This window comes from Acididesulfobacillus acetoxydans (genome assembly GCF_902729405.1).
Lineage (GTDB): Bacteria > Bacillota > Desulfitobacteriia > Desulfitobacteriales > Desulfitobacteriaceae > Acididesulfobacillus > Acididesulfobacillus acetoxydans.
In genome coordinates, this window is record NZ_LR746496.1 from 1,659,904 (window position 1) to 1,677,460 (window position 17,557).

The window sequence follows — 17,557 nt, forward strand, 5'->3', positions numbered from 1 at the left end:
GCGAGATGGGGCTCACCCAAAAGAAATACATCCTACGAGCCGCATCCCGTTGCCACACTGAAGCATCCGTCGTAGGGTCCCATGTCAAGCGTACCCGAAGGTAACCAAACGACAATTCGAAGAAATGGGGGACTATAACTAAGATTTTTGCGGTTCGTGTCTTGACAACGGGGTGCGTTATACTCAAACCCACGGAGATCTTTGCTAGAATTACGAGTTTAATGACTCAACCGAATTTGACAACTCCACATCCCAGAGATTGGGAAGGTCGTACCGGCTTAGCAAAGTACGAACTGTCGGGGTTGTAACCGCCGTAGATAAACACAAGGAGGACATTATGGGTGATTCTAACTTCATTGTTGCAATCGGAACAATAGCCTTGGCCGTAACTGGGGTGAAAACTACGTGGGATACTCGAAAATCAATTAAGGCTGCGGAGAAGTCTGCTAAGGCAAGTCAAGAATCGGCAGAGGCTACTAAAGTCTCTGTTGAACGGATGAAGGACGCTTTAATTCCTTATTTTGATTTGAGCCTTACGTGGGATCATGGCCTTATTCTAACTATTCGAAATGTTGGACCAGGCCTAGGGAAAATACGGTTAGTAACTGTGCGAAATGATATTTCATTTGACTCCGTCTGGGATCCAACAGATTACTGGTCTCATGAAGCTCCACCAGTTAAGAATAAGAAAGGGAAAACGAGGATACGCGATTTCGTTGTCGGTTCCAAAGAAGAGTATTCCTTTCAATTGCAATCTAGTCCCCCGGTAAGTTCAAGTGATATTAAAAGCTGGCTCAGTTCTCTATCCGTTTTTTATGAGGATGTATATGATCGTGTATATCGTTCCCGCATTGTTTATACTTGGTATGCTCCTGAAGAGATTCGGGTGGTTGGTAAAGAGTCCTTTCCAGACGAACTATCGCTACTAATCTGTAGTAACATCCAACAGATTTATGATATTGAAGGTGAGAAACCAGTAGCTTTCAATGGATGTAGCGGTGTACGCTCCTTGGCGGCAGACCAATCACCGCCACTGGCACAGAGCTATGGGGTTTGTGTCACCGCCACTGGCGGTAGTTTGCCAGGTTTAAAATTGTCGCCAATGGCGATGAGTCCACGCTTTGTTTGGAAGCACCGCCACTGGCGATGGCGCTTGAAGCTCGAAATGGGCAAGGGTCTCTGTCCATCAGCCTGTCAGTCTGTCAGTCTGTCAGTCTGTCAGGTTTTTTGGAGTTTTTCGGCTTGCAGAAAAGCGTTGCTGGGCCTTAAAGGTCAAGATGTCTCCTCTGGCTTCCCGGAGCTTTTCCTCAAAAACCTTCTGGAACCAGGCCGTTCTGTTTTGAACGGGGGGATACTGGGAGAACTTGTCGTTGACTTTGCAGACGGCTTCGATCATTTCGCTGGGATCATAGCCAAGACGCCGGGCTACCTCCAAAGCCAATGGGAGCAAATCATAAAAGCCCGTGCTCACAAAAAACTTCTCTAAGAGCCGCTTCTCGGACGACTCTTCAGGTATAGATGGCTCAGGCATAACCTTTACCTCCTCAAGTTTTAATTCAGATGCCGTTCTCCGGATAGGGATCCAGGACATCCCCTCTAAATCAGGTCTTCCTCTTCAAGACCTTTTTTGACCGCGGTTGCATCAACGATTGAGTTATCGGCTGCCACGGCTGCCAAAAGGGCATAGCGGCAGAGGTTGTTGATACGACGCGGAATCCCTTTAGAAAACTGGTAGATGAGCGCAATGGCTTCGTCAGCAAAGATCTGCTTATCCACTCCGGCGATTTTCAGATGATGCAGGATGTAAGCAGGGATTTCCTCCTCTTCGAGACAGGGTAGGCGGTAGCGTACGCTAATCCTCTGACGAATGCATTCCAGCACCTGGAGGCGCAGGGTTTCGGCCAGTTGCGGTTGACCCGCGAGGATAATCATGAGGGGCGAAAAGGAATCCGTTCGATAATTCAGCACAAAGCGCAGTTCACTCAGCATAGGGACCGTCAGTTCCTGAGCCTCGTCGACGACCACGATGGGTTTAATGCCTTTCTGGTAGAGGTCCATCATGGCGTGTGCAACCAAGCGCTTGTTATGAGAGAAGGCGCGGCCGGGTTGGACATCCACCTGATAGAGCAAGCCTTTATAGAATTCTGCGGGCGTCAGCCCTGAACTGGCCAGGTAGAGATAGCGATAACGCGAAGCCTCCAGGGAGTGCATGACGGAGCGGATGGTCGTGGATTTCCCGGAGCCCACGTGCCCGGTGATCACAGCCAGGGAACCCGTCTCAATGGCGTGTCTCAGTCTAGCCAGAAGTTCACGGTGTCCCTTGGAGATAAAGACTTCGCTGGGAGCTAACTCTCGTGAGAAGGGCTCTCGCGTAAAAGAGAAGTAGGCGTTATTCATCTTCTTTTACCCCCAGAGCTTTGGCAAAAGAAAGGCCACAACGCGCTTTCAGTTCCTCTTTGTGTTCCTGTACAATGGCCTGCATCGCGTTGGCGAGGGCCACTTGCCTCTCGGTCTGGCGCTCCGTGACCCGCTTTTCCGTAAAATTCTGCATCCGGTAGGGGTGGGCTTCACCCCAGAAGATTCCTTCGTGGTAGACGAGAATACGCCTTAAGTCGTAGGGGTTGAAACGAAGCTCGACGGTCTTGCCGAGCAGGGCTTCATCCACTTCATACAGGTTATTGTAAATCTGTACGGCCCCCAGAGAATTGACTTTACGCTTTTCCCGCCATAAAAAAGCTTCCTGCAGTGTGGCCGGATCCACGGGCCGGGACCTATCCAGGTACTTGGCCTTTGCCGCAACTAAAGCCTCTCGGGGGCTCATCTTCAACGTAGAATGCCGACGGTCGTGGTAGCGTCTCTCTATCCAAGCGGTGAGGAAAGTGTTCACCTCGGCTAGGGTCGTTACTTTGCCGGATTCAATTTGTTCTTTAAGGAGGGGCTCGAATTTTTCAGCAACGGTCCTAAACCAGCGTTCAATGCGCCCGCGTCCTTGCGGCTGCCTAACCCGGGTGTGTTTTACGCAAAAACCCAGTTCCGCCGCGATGCGCTTCAAGTGTTGGGAACGGAAAATCTTGGCATTATCGACATAAAAGATCTGGGGAATCTGAAACTTGATAACCGCTTTCAGGAGTGCATCCTCCAGACAAGGGCGATTCTCGTTAAAGTAGAACTCGGCATGCACAATATAACGAGTATAGGAGTCAAGGATGGCCACCAGGCGTAGACGCCGGTTCCTCCCCGTTCGTTCATCGAAGAGGTAGGATCCGTCCCAGACATCGCAAATCCAGAGGACATGGGCGCCTTCTACGCTGAGCAGTCGGTAGCGCTTGCGGACGACTCGTTTTAGACCGGGACGATCTTTGCCTAAACGACGAAAGTGACGATTTAAGGTGCTGACACACATGCGCTCTGAGCCAGTCACATGATCAGAGCGCAGAAGCTCAATGATGCTGTCCGCAGACAGCTCCGGGCGGTGCAGCCGAAGTTGCACGGCTTGTTCCAAAGCCTCCGGCGGAAAGACTTTGAGTGTTCCCTGTTCCGGGCGGACCTGGGGTTTGAGGCCCTCTTTTCCGAATTTACGGTAGTTGCTGAGGTAGCGTTCAAGGGTCCGTTTGCCCAAACGGATGAGATTGTTGCGAGCGTCAAGATGCATTTTGCCGACAAGTTCTTCAAGAAGGATCTTTTGGGCACCCCGGGGCAGAGAGGGGCTTAGCAGGGGAGCAATCACCTCATAACGTTGAAGGGCCACCCGCTCGCGCTCGTCATCGGACATTCGATTCATGCTTTTCTTCCTCCTGACTTGTTCATTTCTGAGGGTTCTACCCTCTAGAGACCATCATGGTACAAGTCAGGCCGTTTGGCGATAACCAAGGTTTGTGGGGATTTCCCCCAAAAAGCCGGTCTAGCCGGGTGGGCTTGTCTCTTTCACCCTGGATTTTGCGTTCCCTAAAGGGCCCCCCCACAAATCCCATGCTCCCTCACTGTGCAGATTACATAAACCCATGAGCCGGTCAAAACGCGGAAAGTCGGTCCCCTGAGCCAGGGCTCGCAGCCAAGCCATCAGGAGTTGGGCCGCTTCCCAGTCCGATGAAGCGCTTAGGGGTAGTATGGTTTCACTCAGCAAGCGGAGAATACAGGGTATGACCCTCCCAACGAGTACGAGCGCTTGGGACAAAGCGAGGTGAATCCAACGGGACACGGTCCGTGGATCGTAAGCGATCTTGGCGCTGCTTTCTCTTAAACTCGCGCCGTTCAGGTGCTCAACCAGAACTTCTTCATAGGTTTCCAGCGGCTCCCGCGGGTAGGGCAGCACAAACTCGGGCCAATAACTTATGGTCTCACGGCAATCCACACAATAGGCATTAAAGATAAAAAGGGTTCTTACGTGAACATGATCCCAACATAGTCCACGACTCCAAGAAGCGTGCCACTGGGTCCGGTGAGAAGGATCATTCACGCAGGTAGCCTTTGGCGGTAAAAAACTTTTGGGATTTTCTTCATAGCTCTGGACATCAGGGCAAGGAATTGTTATTCTCATCTTAATGGTGGAACTCTACATCACCATTTTTCAAGCATAGGGAGAGGGGCGACTACACCAGACTCCCTATGCTGCCAGCGATGAAGAAGCCATCTCCTTGTTCAAGCTTACAAGGGATGGCTTTCTACTTTTATTGCGAAAATATTCCTGCTTTTTATACGGCTTAGCAAATTTTTGCAGGGAGTCCAATGCGTTAGAACGGTGGACAGCCTTAGGGAAGAGCCTTTAGGCTGACTTAAACACATTAATTTCTCATTCTTAAGCCGCTTCGTGCACTATAGGGACGCGACGACAGACTGACTGACATTCTGATCATCTTCTCCGTCAGTTCTCGGCATCTTATGGCGTAACCTTCAGATACAGGAAGTGGCAACTTCATCCAACTGAAATCGCCGACTTTGGCAGTTGTTCGCTAACCGCCAAATACAGTGCGTCACCACAATGGACGCTATTTAAATTTCCATCGAATAAAGTTTCTAAAACTAATCTTGGGGACTAAAATTCCAGGTGCGGCATTTACGAACAATGAGGACCTAATATTGCAAAAGATCGATTTCCCATGGCACGGGAATCCTGATTTTCAGCTACAGATTGGAAGTAATCTGCCATTCAGACTTGCCAGTAATGTAAAGAACAACGGTTCAATTGGAATCAATATTTTAGACGGATCGGGTTCAGACGCAAGACCATATCCCTTGTACGGGCTCCTACCGGATGGAAACGATGGTCCTAAAATAGTAGAAATGTACGATAAAATCGTGAAAACTCTAAACCCTATCGGTACTTAAGAGGAATAAAAGATCACCATTTCCGTATGTATTGTAAATTAAAGTCATCGCTAATGGGGAAAGTTGAAGACCTTCATATTGAAGCTAATTCTGCTGCTCATTTAAAGGCCAGCACGGTAGGGACATCCCAAACTATCCCCGACAAGGGGGATGGTAGCGGTGTTTTGCCATGGAAATACATGTTTTACCTCCAACTCCAAACAGTGGAAGCGCGGGGCAAGTCTATGCCCGAGCACAGGGGGGTGAGGAAAGATGGCTAAGTTTATTACAACATGAAGTATGAAATAAACAACTATTGAGAAGTACCCTCAGTTTTCGGGGATAGAAAACACGCCCTGTTTAGGAGCTAAGTCCGCCAAGTTACATTAGGGTGTGAACAGTCTTCTGAGGTTTCGGTCGCGACCGAGGGCAATTGGAGTGAGCAATGGGTACCATTTTGGTACCCCATTGGAGCGAATCCGGCAAACCCCTTGCCAGCCGTCTACCTCCGGAAGAGCCCGGTGCGGGGAAATTCGCACGTCGTGGGGGTGGGGTCACCGGGGGTAGCCTTGCCACCCGGAGAGGGTGCCAAAGGATCGTTGGGGAGCATTGAACCAGGTTGGCCCCGGCATAGGTTTCATGCAGAGAACCCGCCGCTTGCGGGCGGAATGGTGCGAAGGTCCCAAATGTTCCTGGGTTATTGGCAGGAATATGGGGGGGAATGTCGAAAAGTTGAGTTAACGTAGTGCGGAGGGTTTTGCTCCGCTTTGAAAGATAACGATCTGGTTAGCAGTTTTCCATCATCTTGTTCCACTGGCCAGTATTGGCGAGAAGTATGTGGTTGACCCAATAAAGGATTTGAGGCCAGTCTGCCCAAATTGCCATGCGATAATTCACCGTCGGAATCCACCACTATCGCTGGATGAACTCAGGGATACTCAAGGAGGTACACCCCAATGAAGAATTGTGAAATGAAGTTGAACGGAAAGATTTTGACCATAACGGTTGATGTTTCGAAGGAATTTGGCCCTTCGTCTTCAGGGAAGAGCATCATTATTGCCTCGACCGAAGGCAATGTGTCAATACCCGAGAAGGAGGAGATAAAGATCGGTCTGAACGTCTACAGGAAGCCTTAAATGGACTTATACGCTCTTCGCATCCTATGGTCCATTGGGAGCCCAATCGAGGACAGATATCCTTATTTCATGATCCGCCACCATGACCGGTATTTCCTCGACGTGGTTCATGAAGCCCTTAATGTTTCAACCAGCGTTTTTGCGGGAGAAGCCAGAACCGGCTCACAATATAAACTCAAGATATTTAAATTTGATCTAAGGCAATTGATTCAATACGGTTGGCAGTCTCGCATCAGCGATCAGCGAAAGTACCCCGATATTTCGGAACATGCCGATTTTATCCGCGCCTATTTTGAGTTGCATAGCACCATTGATACTCTTACTGTCCGAAAACGTGGTAAAGAACGAAGGTCCCCCCGTTTGAGAATCTACGGCAACCGATATTTTCTTGACCAGCTAACAGAGGTGTTGAATTCACAGGCTGAGATATCTCCTAAGCGTGTCCAAAGGGCGACCAAGTATTCGCAGTTCAGCGGAATTCTGTACTATCAAAGTCGCCGGGAGTTAGAGAAATTGCTTGATTATCTTTATCCTCCTAATGTCTGGTATTTCCATCGGGAATATTATGAACAATTTAGAGCTGCACTTCTCAGATAAGTTGGAACGGTCCCAAAGTATGACATGGGTGACTAATCGCCTGCCCGTCCCCAGATTGGGAAAGGGTGTACCTTGACTTAGCAAAGGGGAACTGAGAGGAGTTGCGGAAAATTGCTCCTGGACCAGTGGCAGGGGATTTACTTTTGTGAGTTTGATGGTCCACGTTTGCGTATCTGTTGCGTGAGAATGCTGATGTAAACCTGTGAGGTGATTGAAGGTATCAACGAATGAGAGAGGGGAGTTCGCGTGCGGAAACAAGTTAGGCTGGACGGATTTGGATTTAAGTTGTTTGGGAGTGATGGGGTTAAGCGTAAAGAGGTGAAAGGGATATTTACTGCCCAGACTTTAGTTGAAATGTTTATAAAGGAATTTATTAAAATGATTTAACGTCATATTGAAGATCAAAAAATCATATTGCGCATATGAAAAAAGGTTCTATAGACCTTAGCGGACTAAAAGGTTTAATTAAACAGTTGGAAGAAGAAACAAAAATCCAATCAATTTGGCGTCCTGGGGTTTGGTCATATGTTAAAAGGAAAGATAGTTATCGGGTTTACTACAGCAACAATTATAATTATGATTTTACAGCTAAGTTACCAAATAACAGTGAAGTGGAAGATTATTTAAAATACTTATCCTTGATTCCCGGCAAAAATTATACCTACAGGACTTTTGATTTCATTTAGCCAATTTAGTTGGAAAATAGCCTGCTTTCAAGCTTGTTTGTTGCAGAATCTCTTGAAGTTTATTGTTTTTCCCTTGTATTCCCCCTCGCTTGTAGGTATAATAATTTATACCTACAAGCGAGGGGAGGGGTTACCGTGACTTCCATCATTAGGCAAAAGGTTGGGGATAAGATTTATCTTTACGAGTCAGTTTCTTTTCGCAATGCCGACGGCAAGCCGAGAAACAAACGTGTCCCTATCGGCAAAATTAATCCCATAACCGGAAATCCGGTGTATAAGCCTGAATACCTGGCCCGTATGGCTGAACAAGGAACTCCCATTGAAATACCAGCAACCAACATGACCTTTTCTATTGAGGAGATCCAGCGTTCATCCATCAAGGATTATGGAGCCTTTTATCTCTTTCAGAGCATTGCGCAAAGCATTGGATTGCTCAGGGCTCTGGAGAGAGCCTTACCGAATTACTGGCAAGAGGTATTCAATCTGGCCTGTTACCTTATTTCCTCCGGAGATCCGTTTCTTTATTGTGAGGATTGGATTAACAGTACCGAATGCCTTCCGGTCGGCAGCATGTCGTCGCAACGCATCAGTGAATTGTTGGCGGCCATAAGCCCAGACTCAAGAGAGGCTTTTTATCAGGAATGGTGCCAGTGCCGGAGTGAACAGGAATACCTTGCCCTCGACATCACCTCTGTCTCCTCCTATTCTAACTTGATTGAAGACGTTGAATGGGGATACAACCGGGACAAGGAAGCGCTTCCCCAAATCAACCTTTGCATGCTGATGGGGGAAAAATCAGGGCTTCCTATCTATCAGACCGCGTACAGCGGCAGCCTCAAGGATGTCTCAACGTTGAAAACTACCTTGTCCAAAATGAATGCCTTATCGAAAGGTAAACCCACCCTGATTGTGATGGACAAGGGTTTCTTCAGTACCAAAAATGTAAACGCCATGTTGAATGATGCGGCCAAACTACGCTTCGTCATCTCGGTTCCCTTCACCTCCGGCTTTGCGAAAAAGCAGGTGGAAAGCGAACGCAAAGATATTGACAGCCTTCAGAACACAATGGTTTTAGGGGAAGATTCTGTTCGCGGGGTCACCAAACTTAGAGCGTGGAACAAAGACCATAAGATTTATACGCATGTTTACTATAACGCCATGAAGGCGATGAAGCTTCGCGAGAACCTTTATGCGCATGTCGCACTTCTGAAAGAACGGGCAGAGGCCCATCCTGCAGCTCACCTGCAGGAAGAAGAATATAGCAAATACCTTCTCATCCGCAACTCGGAGAAATCTCCCTCAGGCTATACCGTCAGCATTAAAGAGGAGGCCATCAGACAGGAGCTGGAGACAGCCGGTTGGATGATCCTCATAACGAATGATGTGGCCAACGCTAAAGCAGCTCTCCGAATATACCGGGAAAAAGATGTTGTGGAAAAGGGCTTCCTTCGCTTAAAAAATAGTCTAGACCTTGGAAGATTAAGGGTACATAAGGACGGTATTATGCAGAACAAGATCTTCATTGGTTTTATCGCACTCATACTTGCCGCACATATCCACAAGGTCATGCTGGAAAAGGATCTTTACAAAAAGATGACCATGAAGAAATTGCTCATCACCTTATCTAAATTACGCATCCAAGTAGTAAATGGAACACGAATCCTGTTCCCGCTTACTAAAAATCAAAGCACTATCTACAAAGCGTTTAATGTTAAAGAACCCGTGTAGGTATAATTATCGACGGGATTTTAGGTACTTATCTAAACGCTAAATGTTGCCTACATGGCTTGGGCTTGTTTGGGGGGGGATGGCCGAAGTCGGGGATAAATATGCAACCAAGCACAGTGTGGAATAAGGCTGTGTTGTGGGTTAAGTAATGAGAATGAATCTCGGCTTCGACGTAAATGTTCAATGAACTATTCAATAAACATTTAAAAGTTAACAAAAACGGGCCGGACTTAATCCGACCCGGCGAGAATGTGACGAAAGTTCCTATGGAGGGGATAGTAGTAATATGGGCTTTTCTCCACCCCACAACAGAACATCCCTGCTACTCCCAGCAACCCTGGCCGTTCTCACCCTTCTTGACGGCGCGCTAACGCTCTGGGGGCTTCGTCTTGGCGCAATCGAGGAAGCCAACCCCTTGATGCGATGGTTGATCGACCAAAACGTCGTGGCGTTCATGGCGGTCAAGCTGGCACTGCCGGTCCTCCTGGGGGTCCTGCTGTGGCGGATAGGAAACAGGCCGCACGCATTGGTTTCTCGGCTGGTGGTTATAGGGGTGTTGGCATATGGCGTGGTCCTCGTGACTCATGCCCAGTGGATTCTGCGCGGGGGATAATGGAACACCGGGGAAGGAATCTAGGAAACTTATGGACAGCGTCGGTCAATTATTGGCACGACTACGTGGGGACAAGGGCCTCTCCCAGGCAGAACTGGCTAAACTGGTCGGGACAACCGCGAATCACATCTGCGATCTGGAGTGCGGGAAGCCGGGCAGTATTGCACTTCTCGCGAAGCTGGCAGTGGTGCTCGACGTGCCTCTGGAAGAAGTGTGGCTGCGTGGAAACCGACCTGAGCCATGATCAGTGGCTCGACGACTTCATCGACTGGCTGGAGTCACGTGGCGAATATTTTGGTGGTGGCACGAAGGACGTTACGAGCGAAGAGGTAACATACGAAGAGGATGAGTAACCGTATAACCTGTTCTCCCCAAAAAGAGGAGACCCCGAAAGCACAACGGGAAGCCAAGATCGGCATTTGGGTGAACAACTTCTGGGCTTGCGGCGGGTTACGATTCTGTCACTCCGGCTGGGTGTCTCTATGCTCCCAGATTGACTTATTCTCAATGAGAGCGATAGATCTGCGTGATGGATTTTGGTCATTCAACTCCCAGTGCCGGACAGTTTGTTCGTCTACGCCCAGATGCTTTGCGAAGCTTCGTTTGGTCATCCCCATACATAAGCGTATTTTATGTACCTTCTCCGCAAAGGTTCTTTCCGGCAAACTGTCAAATCCGCCTAACCAGGGGGGTAATGGCACAGAAAGAGCTTTTGCAAGCCTGGCTAAGGTATCTATTGTTGGCTGATGCATATCAGACCATCCAATTGGATGGTCTGATATGTCTTGCTAATGGCTGTTGTTAATTGATTTCCGTTCGGCTATATTTTAAATAATTGAAGTCGACAATAATCCTGTGCTTTTGGATTCACCTTCTATGTAATTAAGAAAAGGGGCATCTCGTCTTGAAGAAAATAAGAAACGCTAAGGAATTACTCGCTCGTGGTGACGTCGAATCGAGGCGGATGGTTTTATCTATTTTGGAACAAGTGCTACAGAGAATGGATTCCTACAATCGGATTAAAGATATCGCAAAGCTAGACGGGGACGTCCTGCAGATCGGAACAAAAAAGATCAATTTGCAGGAGAAGAAAAGAATATTTCTTCTCGGCGCGGGCAAAGCATGCAACTCGATGGCCCGGGCGGTTGAAGACATTTTGGGCGATAGAATTACCAAAGGAATTATTATTGTAAAAGTTCTGGAGCCAACAGAAAAGTTTAAATATTGCGAGGTGGTCTGCGGCGGACATCCGCTACCGAACGAGGAGGGCCTCAAAGCGGCCGAAGCTATTTTGGAGCTGGTTGAACAAGCTGACGCCAATGATCTGTTTATCAGCGTCATCAGTGGCGGGAGTTCGGCGTTGATGAGTTGCCCCGTACAAAGCATCAGTCTTGAAGAAGAGCTGAAAGTAACCGATCTGTTGTTGAAATGCGGGGCAAATATTAATGAAATTAATGCGGTGCGGCGGCATATTTCCCAGGTCAACGGGGGGCGGCTGGCAGAAAAAATTCTCGCCAAGCGGGCTGAGCTGATCAACTTTATCATCAGTGATAGCGTAGGGGCAAAGCCGACCGCCGATCGGAGCCGTCCCTGTTTTTTTCAGGGCACTCCTGTAGCGCGTGACCAGACAACAATCAAAGATGCTTTAAATACAATCAAGAAGTACAGGCTCGCGGCCGAAGTACCAAAGGCAATCATGGACTATCTTGAGGCAGAAGATGAGTCGCATGAGACACCTAAAGAATTAGAGGGGAGGGTTTCGCATTTCGTCCTTGATAAAGTCCCTGATTCCTGTGAAGTTGCAGCTGCGGTCGCGCGGGAAATGGGAATTCCGTCAATGACGCTGACAACTTATCTTGAAGGAGAGAGTAGGGAAGCCGGAATATTTTTAGCGAGCGTTGCCCGAGAAATACAGACCAACCATCGTCCGCTGGCAACTCCGTGCGTGTTATTGCTGGCGGGAGAGACTACGACCAAAATAGAAAAAAATGAAAAGTGTGGCAAGGGTGGTCCCTCGCAGGAATTGGCGCTGGGGTTTGCACTCAAGGCGGAGCTGGTTGAGGGAGTATGTCTTGGAGCGCTGGATACTGATGGCACCGACGGACCGACGGATGCGGCTGGTGCGATTGCCGATGCTAAAACGGCCGCGCGGGCTAGGTCGATAGGCTTGGATATGTACAAAGCGACGCTAGAGCATTCGTCTCATTCGTTCTTTGATGGGCTTGGAGACTGCTTATACACAGGAACAACTGGGACAAATGTCTGTGATTTGAATGTTTTGTATATCCCCAATAAGAGAGAGGCATAAGGGAGTTGGATTCACGATGAGTCGTATCAAAAATGTTGTACCTCGGCAGATATTTGACACCAAAGGGCGGCCGATGCTGGAGGTTGATATCGTTACCGATAACGGGGCCATGGGACGGGGTTCGTCCCCTACCGGCACATCGGTGGGGAAACATGAGGCCGTTGTACTTCGTGATATGGATATCTCTTCCTTCGGCGGGCTTGGTGTTTCCCGCGCTATCAAAAACATCCAGGAAATCGTAGCGCCGGCAATCATCGGTATGGACGTAAACGAACAAGAACTTATCGATAATACGATAATCGCCCTTGACGGGACAAAAAACAAAGCGAGACTAGGCGGCAATACGATTTATAGTACGTCGATAGCTGTAGCCAGGGCAGCCGCTTGTAGTAATAACCTCCCGCTTTATCGATACCTGGCGAAGGGTAAGGAAGTAACTATTCCTGTTCCTACGTTTAATATGATCAACGGAGGGTCTTACGGAGCAAGCAGACTGGATTTTCAGGAATTTATGATTGTTCCTTGGAAAGCACAAACCTTCCGGGAGGCGATGCAGATAGCCGTGGAAGTGTTTTATATACTGCCTGATATTATTCGGAAAAAAGGGGGCCTTGTTAATACTGGCAATTATTCCGGTTATGGCGCTCCCGTACAAGATCCTGCAGCCGTGCTAGATATTTTGAGCACAGCGGCGGAAGCAGCAGGGTATCTTGACAAGATAGTTTTTGCGCTTGATTGCGCGGCCAGTGAAATATACGACGAAACTAGAAATAAATACAGATTTATGGAGCAGTTTGTAACTCGGGAAGACATCATAAATGTTATAAAAGAGTTATCAAAAAAATACCCTCTGTTATTTGTGGAAGATATTCTTCAAGAAGATGATTTTGCCGGTTTTGCACTTGCCACAGAACAGTTATATCCGACATTGGTCGTGGGGGACGACCTGTTTACTACCAACATCGAAAGAGTAAAGACCGGAATAAAAATGCATGCGGGTAACGGCATTATTTTAAAACCTAATCAGGTCGGCTCGTTGACGGAAGCACTGGTAACTAAAGTCTATGCCAGCGAACGAGGTTTTACCGTTATTCCTTCCGGCCGGGCCGGCGGTGCAGTCGATGATCCGATCCGGGAAATAGCTGTCGGCATAAAAGCGCCATTGGTAAAAGTAGGTGCGCCGCGGAGCGGTGAAAGGATTAACTCAATGAACCAGCTGCTGCGGATTGAGGAAACACTGACCGGCCCCAGGACGTTGGCCGATATCGGGGCTATTATTGCGGAATTTCGGCTTGACTAAGGGGGGTATATGTAATGTATAGGATTGGAATAGACGTGGGCGGTACCTTTACCGATGTAACACTTTTGAATGCTGATACCGGAAAGTATTATACCTACAAACTGTCATCGACGCCGCACGACCAGTCAGTGGCGATTATGAACGGGACGAAGGAGATTCTGGAGCTTTATAATATTTCGGCGAGAGATGTTAACTATTTTGGCCATGGCACGACGGTGGCCACTAATATAATTATCGAGCGAAAAGGGGCCAAAACGGCGCTACTTACTACGCGTGGCTTTAGGGATATCCTGGAGATCGGGCGTCAGACACGGCCCAGTCTTTATAATTTATTTGAGGAGAAACCAGAAACCTTGGTGAAGCGGTCGCTCAGGCGCGAGTTAAACGAGCGCGTCAGATCCGACGGCAGTGTCGCAAAAGCCATTGAACCGAAAGAAATTATTGCGGCTTTAGAGAAAATAAAGCAGGAAGGTGTCGAATCGCTGGCAGTTTGTTTTTTGTTTTCATTTCTCAACAGTGAAAATGAAAAAGCAGTTGAAGACTGCATCAAACAAGTCTGGCCGGAAGTTTACTATTCACTATCGTCAGCTATTCTTCCCGAGTTTAGGGAGTTTGAGCGGCTGAGCACGACGGTAATAAACTCCTATCTTGGTCCGAAGATGAAAATATATATCGACAACATGCAAGAACGGGTTAAAGAAGTGGGTGTCACGGTTGAACCGTATATCACCCAGTCCAACGGCGGGGTAATGTCGATCAGCTCCACGGTGGAGACGCCGGTCCAGACCGCGTTGTCCGGTCCGAGCGCAGGTGTTGTCGGAGCGATTTATGTGGCCGAGTCCGCGGGATTTAAAAACATTATCACTTATGACATGGGCGGCACCAGCACGGACGTTTCGCTGGTGAACAACGGGACGGCCGAATATACGACCAAACGCAAGGTTTGCGGTTTGCCGTCGGGTGTGCCGATGATCGATGTTCATGCCGTCGGGGCTGGCGGGGGAAGCATTGCCCGGGTTGACAGCGCGGGAGCCCTCAAGGTTGGTCCGGAAAGCGCCGGGTCGGTACCTGGCCCGGCTTGCTACGGCTTGGGCGGGGATAATCCCGTAGTTACCGACGCCAATCTGGTGCTCGGGCGCATAAACCCCAAGCATTTTCTGGGTGGGCGGATGCAAATCAAGGCGAAATACGCCGAAAAAGCAATCCGGGAAAAAGTCGCCGGAAAGCTTGGGATGTCGGTAGAGGAAGCGGCTCAGGGCATTATCCGCGTCGTCAACTCGAATATGTCCCGGGCAATCCGCGTCATCACCGTCGAACGCGGCTACAATCCGTCTGATTTTACGTTGGTAGCCTATGGCGGCGCCGGTCCTTTGCATGCGGTTCACCTGGCCCAGGATATGGGCATCAAAACAGTGCTCATTCCGTCGGCCCCGGGAGTTCTTTGCGCATTCGGCCTGTTAACGGCCGATATCAAAAAGAGCTATGTCAAGACTTGGCTTTCAAAATACGATGAAGCTGGTCCGGAACTTCTCAACAGCATTTTCAAACCGCTTATCAAACAGGGTAATGCTTGGCTTGCGTCCGAGAACGTGCCGGAAGCCAACCGCAAGTTTAATAATATCGTTGAAATGCGCTACATCGGTCAGAATTACGAACTTCAAGTCAGTGTTCGGTCCGGCGCAATCAGCCAGAGTGATTTCGAGGAGCTTAAAACCAAATTCTTTAAAGAGCATGAGAAGAACTACGGATATTTCAATCCTACCGCTCCGGTGCAATTTGTCAATTTCCGGACCGAGGCGATCGGCATTGTCGCCAAGCCGAACCTTGCTACAATCGAAAAGATGACGGATAACATTAAAAAGGCCCTGATCGAAACCAGGGAGGTTTATTTTGCCGAGACGGGGACTATTGACTGTCCGGTATATGACCGCTATAAAATCGGCCAGATCGATCGCGTGCAAGGGCCCTGCATTATTGAGCAGATGGATTCCACCACGGTCATTCCCCCCAATACCCATTTTAAAGTCGATTGTTACGGCAACATCATCGTTACGGTTTGATAAGTATCGTTAAGGAGTGAACACCGTGAGTATAAAATTTGATGGCGTGTTACTCGAGATTATCGAAAATACTTTCATGTCGATTGCCGAGGAAATGGGGGCAGTCCTGGTAAAATCGGCTTACTCGACCAACATCAAAGAGCGTAAAGATTGCTCGTGCGCCATTTTTGACGCCGAAGGTAATACCATCGCTCAGGCTGAACATATCCCTATGCATCTGGGTTCGCTGCTCGGCATGGTCCGGGATATCCGCAAAAATTACGCCCCAGAGGACATTCATGAGGGAGATATGTTCATCGCTAACGATCCCTATAACGGCGGGGGAACTCATCTGCCCGACATCGCGATTGCCTCGCCGGTCTTCTGGGAAAATGAGGTGGTAGCCTATGTTATCAATATTGCCCATCACAATGATGTGGGCGGCCGGGTTCCCGGAAGCAATGCCGCCGATTCGGAGACAATCTATGAGGAAGGCATAAGGATTCCACCGGTAAAAATCTTCAGAAAAGGCCAGCTTGACGACGATATTCTGCGGCTGATCCTGCTCAACTGCCGGATCAACGAGATTCGCCGCGGCGACCTTCATGCCCAGTTCGCCTGCAACCGTAAAGGAATCCAGCGCGTGCAGGAAGCCTGTAAAAAGTTCGGCAAGACGACGCTGACCGCTTACATGAAAGAATTGCTGAACTATTCGGAGCGCAAAATCCGCCAAGCTATATCCCAGATACCGAATGGGACGTTTGAATTTACCGACTACCTTGACTCCGACGGTAGGGGCAGCGCGCCGGTGCCGATCCACGTCAAGCTTGAAATCCGGGATACCGAGATATTCCTCGATTTCACCAAGAACTGCCCGCAGGTCAAAGGGGCATTGAATCTGACCGAGACCGCCCTGCTTGCCTGTATTTATTATAGTCTGAAATGTATTGTCGAGCCTTCTTTACCTTCCAATGGGGGATACTATCGGGCCATCAAGTACAAGGTCGAGCCGGGGACGCTCGTCGCTTGCAAGGATCCTGCCGCCGTGGCGGGAAGGACCGACACGGCGCAGCGGGTTGTGGACGTCATTTTCGGCGCGATGGCCCAAGTAGTTCCAAAGCGTGTAGTGGCAGGCTGCAACAGCGCCATTACCTCCATTGTTTTTGGAGGCGAGAATCCCAAGACCAACAAATTCTATATTTACCTCGAAACCGTGGCCGGCGGGTCCGGGGCCCGGTTCAATAAAGACGGTCTAGACGCCGTCCAGGTGCATATGACCAATACTTCGAATCTACCCATTGAAAGTCTGGAGAGCGAGTATCCGCTCATGGTCGAGCAGTACAAGATGATCACCGATTCCGGCGGGGCCGGGAAATACCGCGGAGGCCTCGGGATTCGTAAAGACATCAGGATCTTGGATCATCAGTGCATATTCTCGGTGAAAGCCGACCGCCAAAAACTCCCCCCGTGGGGACTTGAGGGCGGCAAAACCGGGGCAGCGGGGAAAATCGTTATCAATCCGGATTCAGCGGATCCCATAATTCTAGACTCAAAAAAATCGAATACGTTGCTTGCTCCGGGTACTATTCTGAGTTGCCAGACTCCCGGCTCCGGCGGATACGGAGACGCCAGGGAGCGGAGCCGGGAACTGATTGTTCTTGATCTTGAGCAGGGAATGATTTCGCGGAGCAGCGCTATTGAAGACTATGGCCTGACTGAGGCAGAATTGTCCGCCATCAAAATTTTTAGTGAATAAAGTTTTTGATCTTCAAGGTGAGATAATATTCCAACCGTCAGTCAACGTATAATTCAAAGAATGGAAGGGGTTTTACGGTCTGAAATTTTT

Annotated in this window: 17 protein-coding genes; 13 read left to right on the plus strand and 4 right to left on the minus strand. The window is 49.0% G+C overall.

Annotated elements, in window-relative coordinates; all coding sequences use genetic code 11:
• Positions 1-337: 337 nt before the first annotated feature.
• Positions 338-1,486 carry a hypothetical protein gene (locus MNU25_RS07345; protein WP_240984464.1) on the plus strand — a complete coding sequence of 383 codons (1,149 nt, stop codon included), beginning with the start codon at positions 338-340 and terminating at the stop codon, positions 1,484-1,486.
• Between the two features lie 110 nt (positions 1,487-1,596).
• Here MNU25_RS07345 and MNU25_RS07350 read toward each other — a convergent pair whose 3' ends face one another.
• The 3 genes from MNU25_RS07350 to MNU25_RS07360 all read right to left on the minus strand — a co-directional run bounded on the left by MNU25_RS07350 (position 1,597) and on the right by MNU25_RS07360 (position 4,351).
• Positions 1,597-2,397 carry an ExeA family protein gene (locus MNU25_RS07350; RefSeq protein ID WP_240984465.1) on the minus strand — a complete coding sequence of 267 codons (801 nt, stop codon included), beginning with the start codon at positions 2,395-2,397 and terminating at the stop codon, positions 1,597-1,599.
• Complete coding sequence (locus MNU25_RS07355) at positions 2,390-3,781, minus strand: Mu transposase C-terminal domain-containing protein (RefSeq protein WP_240984466.1); 1,392 nt, start codon at positions 3,779-3,781, stop codon at positions 2,390-2,392. The genes MNU25_RS07350 and MNU25_RS07355 overlap by 8 nt, the downstream gene beginning before the upstream one ends.
• 120 nt (positions 3,782-3,901) lie before the next feature.
• Positions 3,902-4,351 (minus strand): hypothetical protein, encoded by a 450-nt coding sequence (locus MNU25_RS07360; protein ID WP_240984467.1) that lies wholly within the window; start codon positions 4,349-4,351, stop codon positions 3,902-3,904.
• A 725-nt stretch (positions 4,352-5,076) separates the two neighbouring features.
• On the opposite strand from MNU25_RS07360, the gene MNU25_RS07365 reads away from it, so the two are divergent.
• From MNU25_RS07365 to MNU25_RS20115, 8 genes are all read left to right on the plus strand, one after another.
• Complete coding sequence (locus tag MNU25_RS07365; RefSeq protein WP_240984468.1) at positions 5,077-5,325, plus strand: hypothetical protein; 249 nt, start codon at positions 5,077-5,079, stop codon at positions 5,323-5,325.
• A gap of 935 nt (positions 5,326-6,260) precedes the next feature.
• Entirely contained in the window at positions 6,261-6,440 is a 180-nt protein-coding gene (locus tag MNU25_RS07370; RefSeq protein ID WP_240984469.1) for a hypothetical protein, read from the plus strand.
• Positions 6,441-7,037, plus strand: coding sequence for a hypothetical protein (locus MNU25_RS07375; protein WP_240984470.1), 597 nt, complete (start codon positions 6,441-6,443; stop codon positions 7,035-7,037).
• A 111-nt stretch (positions 7,038-7,148) separates the two neighbouring features.
• Positions 7,149-7,235 (plus strand): YjbQ family protein, encoded by an 87-nt coding sequence (locus tag MNU25_RS07380; protein ID WP_240986765.1) that lies wholly within the window; start codon positions 7,149-7,151, stop codon positions 7,233-7,235.
• Positions 7,236-7,732: 497 nt separating this feature from the next.
• The gene (locus MNU25_RS07385) at positions 7,733-9,451 is read left to right on the plus strand and encodes an IS1634 family transposase (protein ID WP_240984471.1); all 1,719 of its coding nucleotides are present in this window, start codon (positions 7,733-7,735) and stop codon (positions 9,449-9,451) included.
• 286 nt (positions 9,452-9,737) lie between these two features.
• Positions 9,738-10,064: a DUF5658 family protein gene (locus MNU25_RS07390; protein WP_240984472.1), complete on the plus strand. Its 327-nt coding sequence runs from the start codon at positions 9,738-9,740 to the stop codon at positions 10,062-10,064.
• Positions 10,065-10,095: 31 nt separating this feature from the next.
• Positions 10,096-10,308: a helix-turn-helix domain-containing protein gene (locus tag MNU25_RS20465; RefSeq protein ID WP_372503606.1), complete on the plus strand. Its 213-nt coding sequence runs from the start codon at positions 10,096-10,098 to the stop codon at positions 10,306-10,308.
• Positions 10,286-10,417: a hypothetical protein gene (locus MNU25_RS20115; RefSeq protein WP_261487096.1), complete on the plus strand. Its 132-nt coding sequence runs from the start codon at positions 10,286-10,288 to the stop codon at positions 10,415-10,417. The genes MNU25_RS20465 and MNU25_RS20115 overlap by 23 nt, the downstream gene beginning before the upstream one ends.
• A gap of 108 nt (positions 10,418-10,525) precedes the next feature.
• On the opposite strand, the gene MNU25_RS20470 is transcribed toward MNU25_RS20115, so the two are convergent.
• Positions 10,526-10,816, minus strand: a complete 291-nt coding sequence (locus MNU25_RS20470) for a helix-turn-helix domain-containing protein (protein ID WP_372503607.1) — start codon at positions 10,814-10,816, stop codon at positions 10,526-10,528.
• A 152-nt stretch (positions 10,817-10,968) separates the two neighbouring features.
• Between MNU25_RS20470 and MNU25_RS07395 the strand changes: the two genes are divergently transcribed.
• The 4 genes from MNU25_RS07395 to MNU25_RS07410 are packed head-to-tail and all read left to right on the plus strand — an operon-like array spanning position 10,969 to position 17,467.
• Positions 10,969-12,372, plus strand: coding sequence for a glycerate kinase type-2 family protein (locus MNU25_RS07395; protein WP_240984473.1), 1,404 nt, complete (start codon positions 10,969-10,971; stop codon positions 12,370-12,372).
• Between the two features lie 16 nt (positions 12,373-12,388).
• On the plus strand, positions 12,389-13,672 hold the full coding sequence (gene eno / locus MNU25_RS07400) for a phosphopyruvate hydratase (protein ID WP_240984474.1): 1,284 nt from the start codon (positions 12,389-12,391) through the stop codon (positions 13,670-13,672).
• A gap of 14 nt (positions 13,673-13,686) precedes the next feature.
• Positions 13,687-15,732 carry a hydantoinase/oxoprolinase family protein gene (locus MNU25_RS07405; protein ID WP_240984475.1) on the plus strand — a complete coding sequence of 682 codons (2,046 nt, stop codon included), beginning with the start codon at positions 13,687-13,689 and terminating at the stop codon, positions 15,730-15,732.
• Positions 15,733-15,757: 25 nt separating this feature from the next.
• Positions 15,758-17,467, plus strand: a complete 1,710-nt coding sequence (locus MNU25_RS07410) for a hydantoinase B/oxoprolinase family protein (protein WP_240984476.1) — start codon at positions 15,758-15,760, stop codon at positions 17,465-17,467.
• Positions 17,468-17,557: the final 90 nt, after the last annotated feature.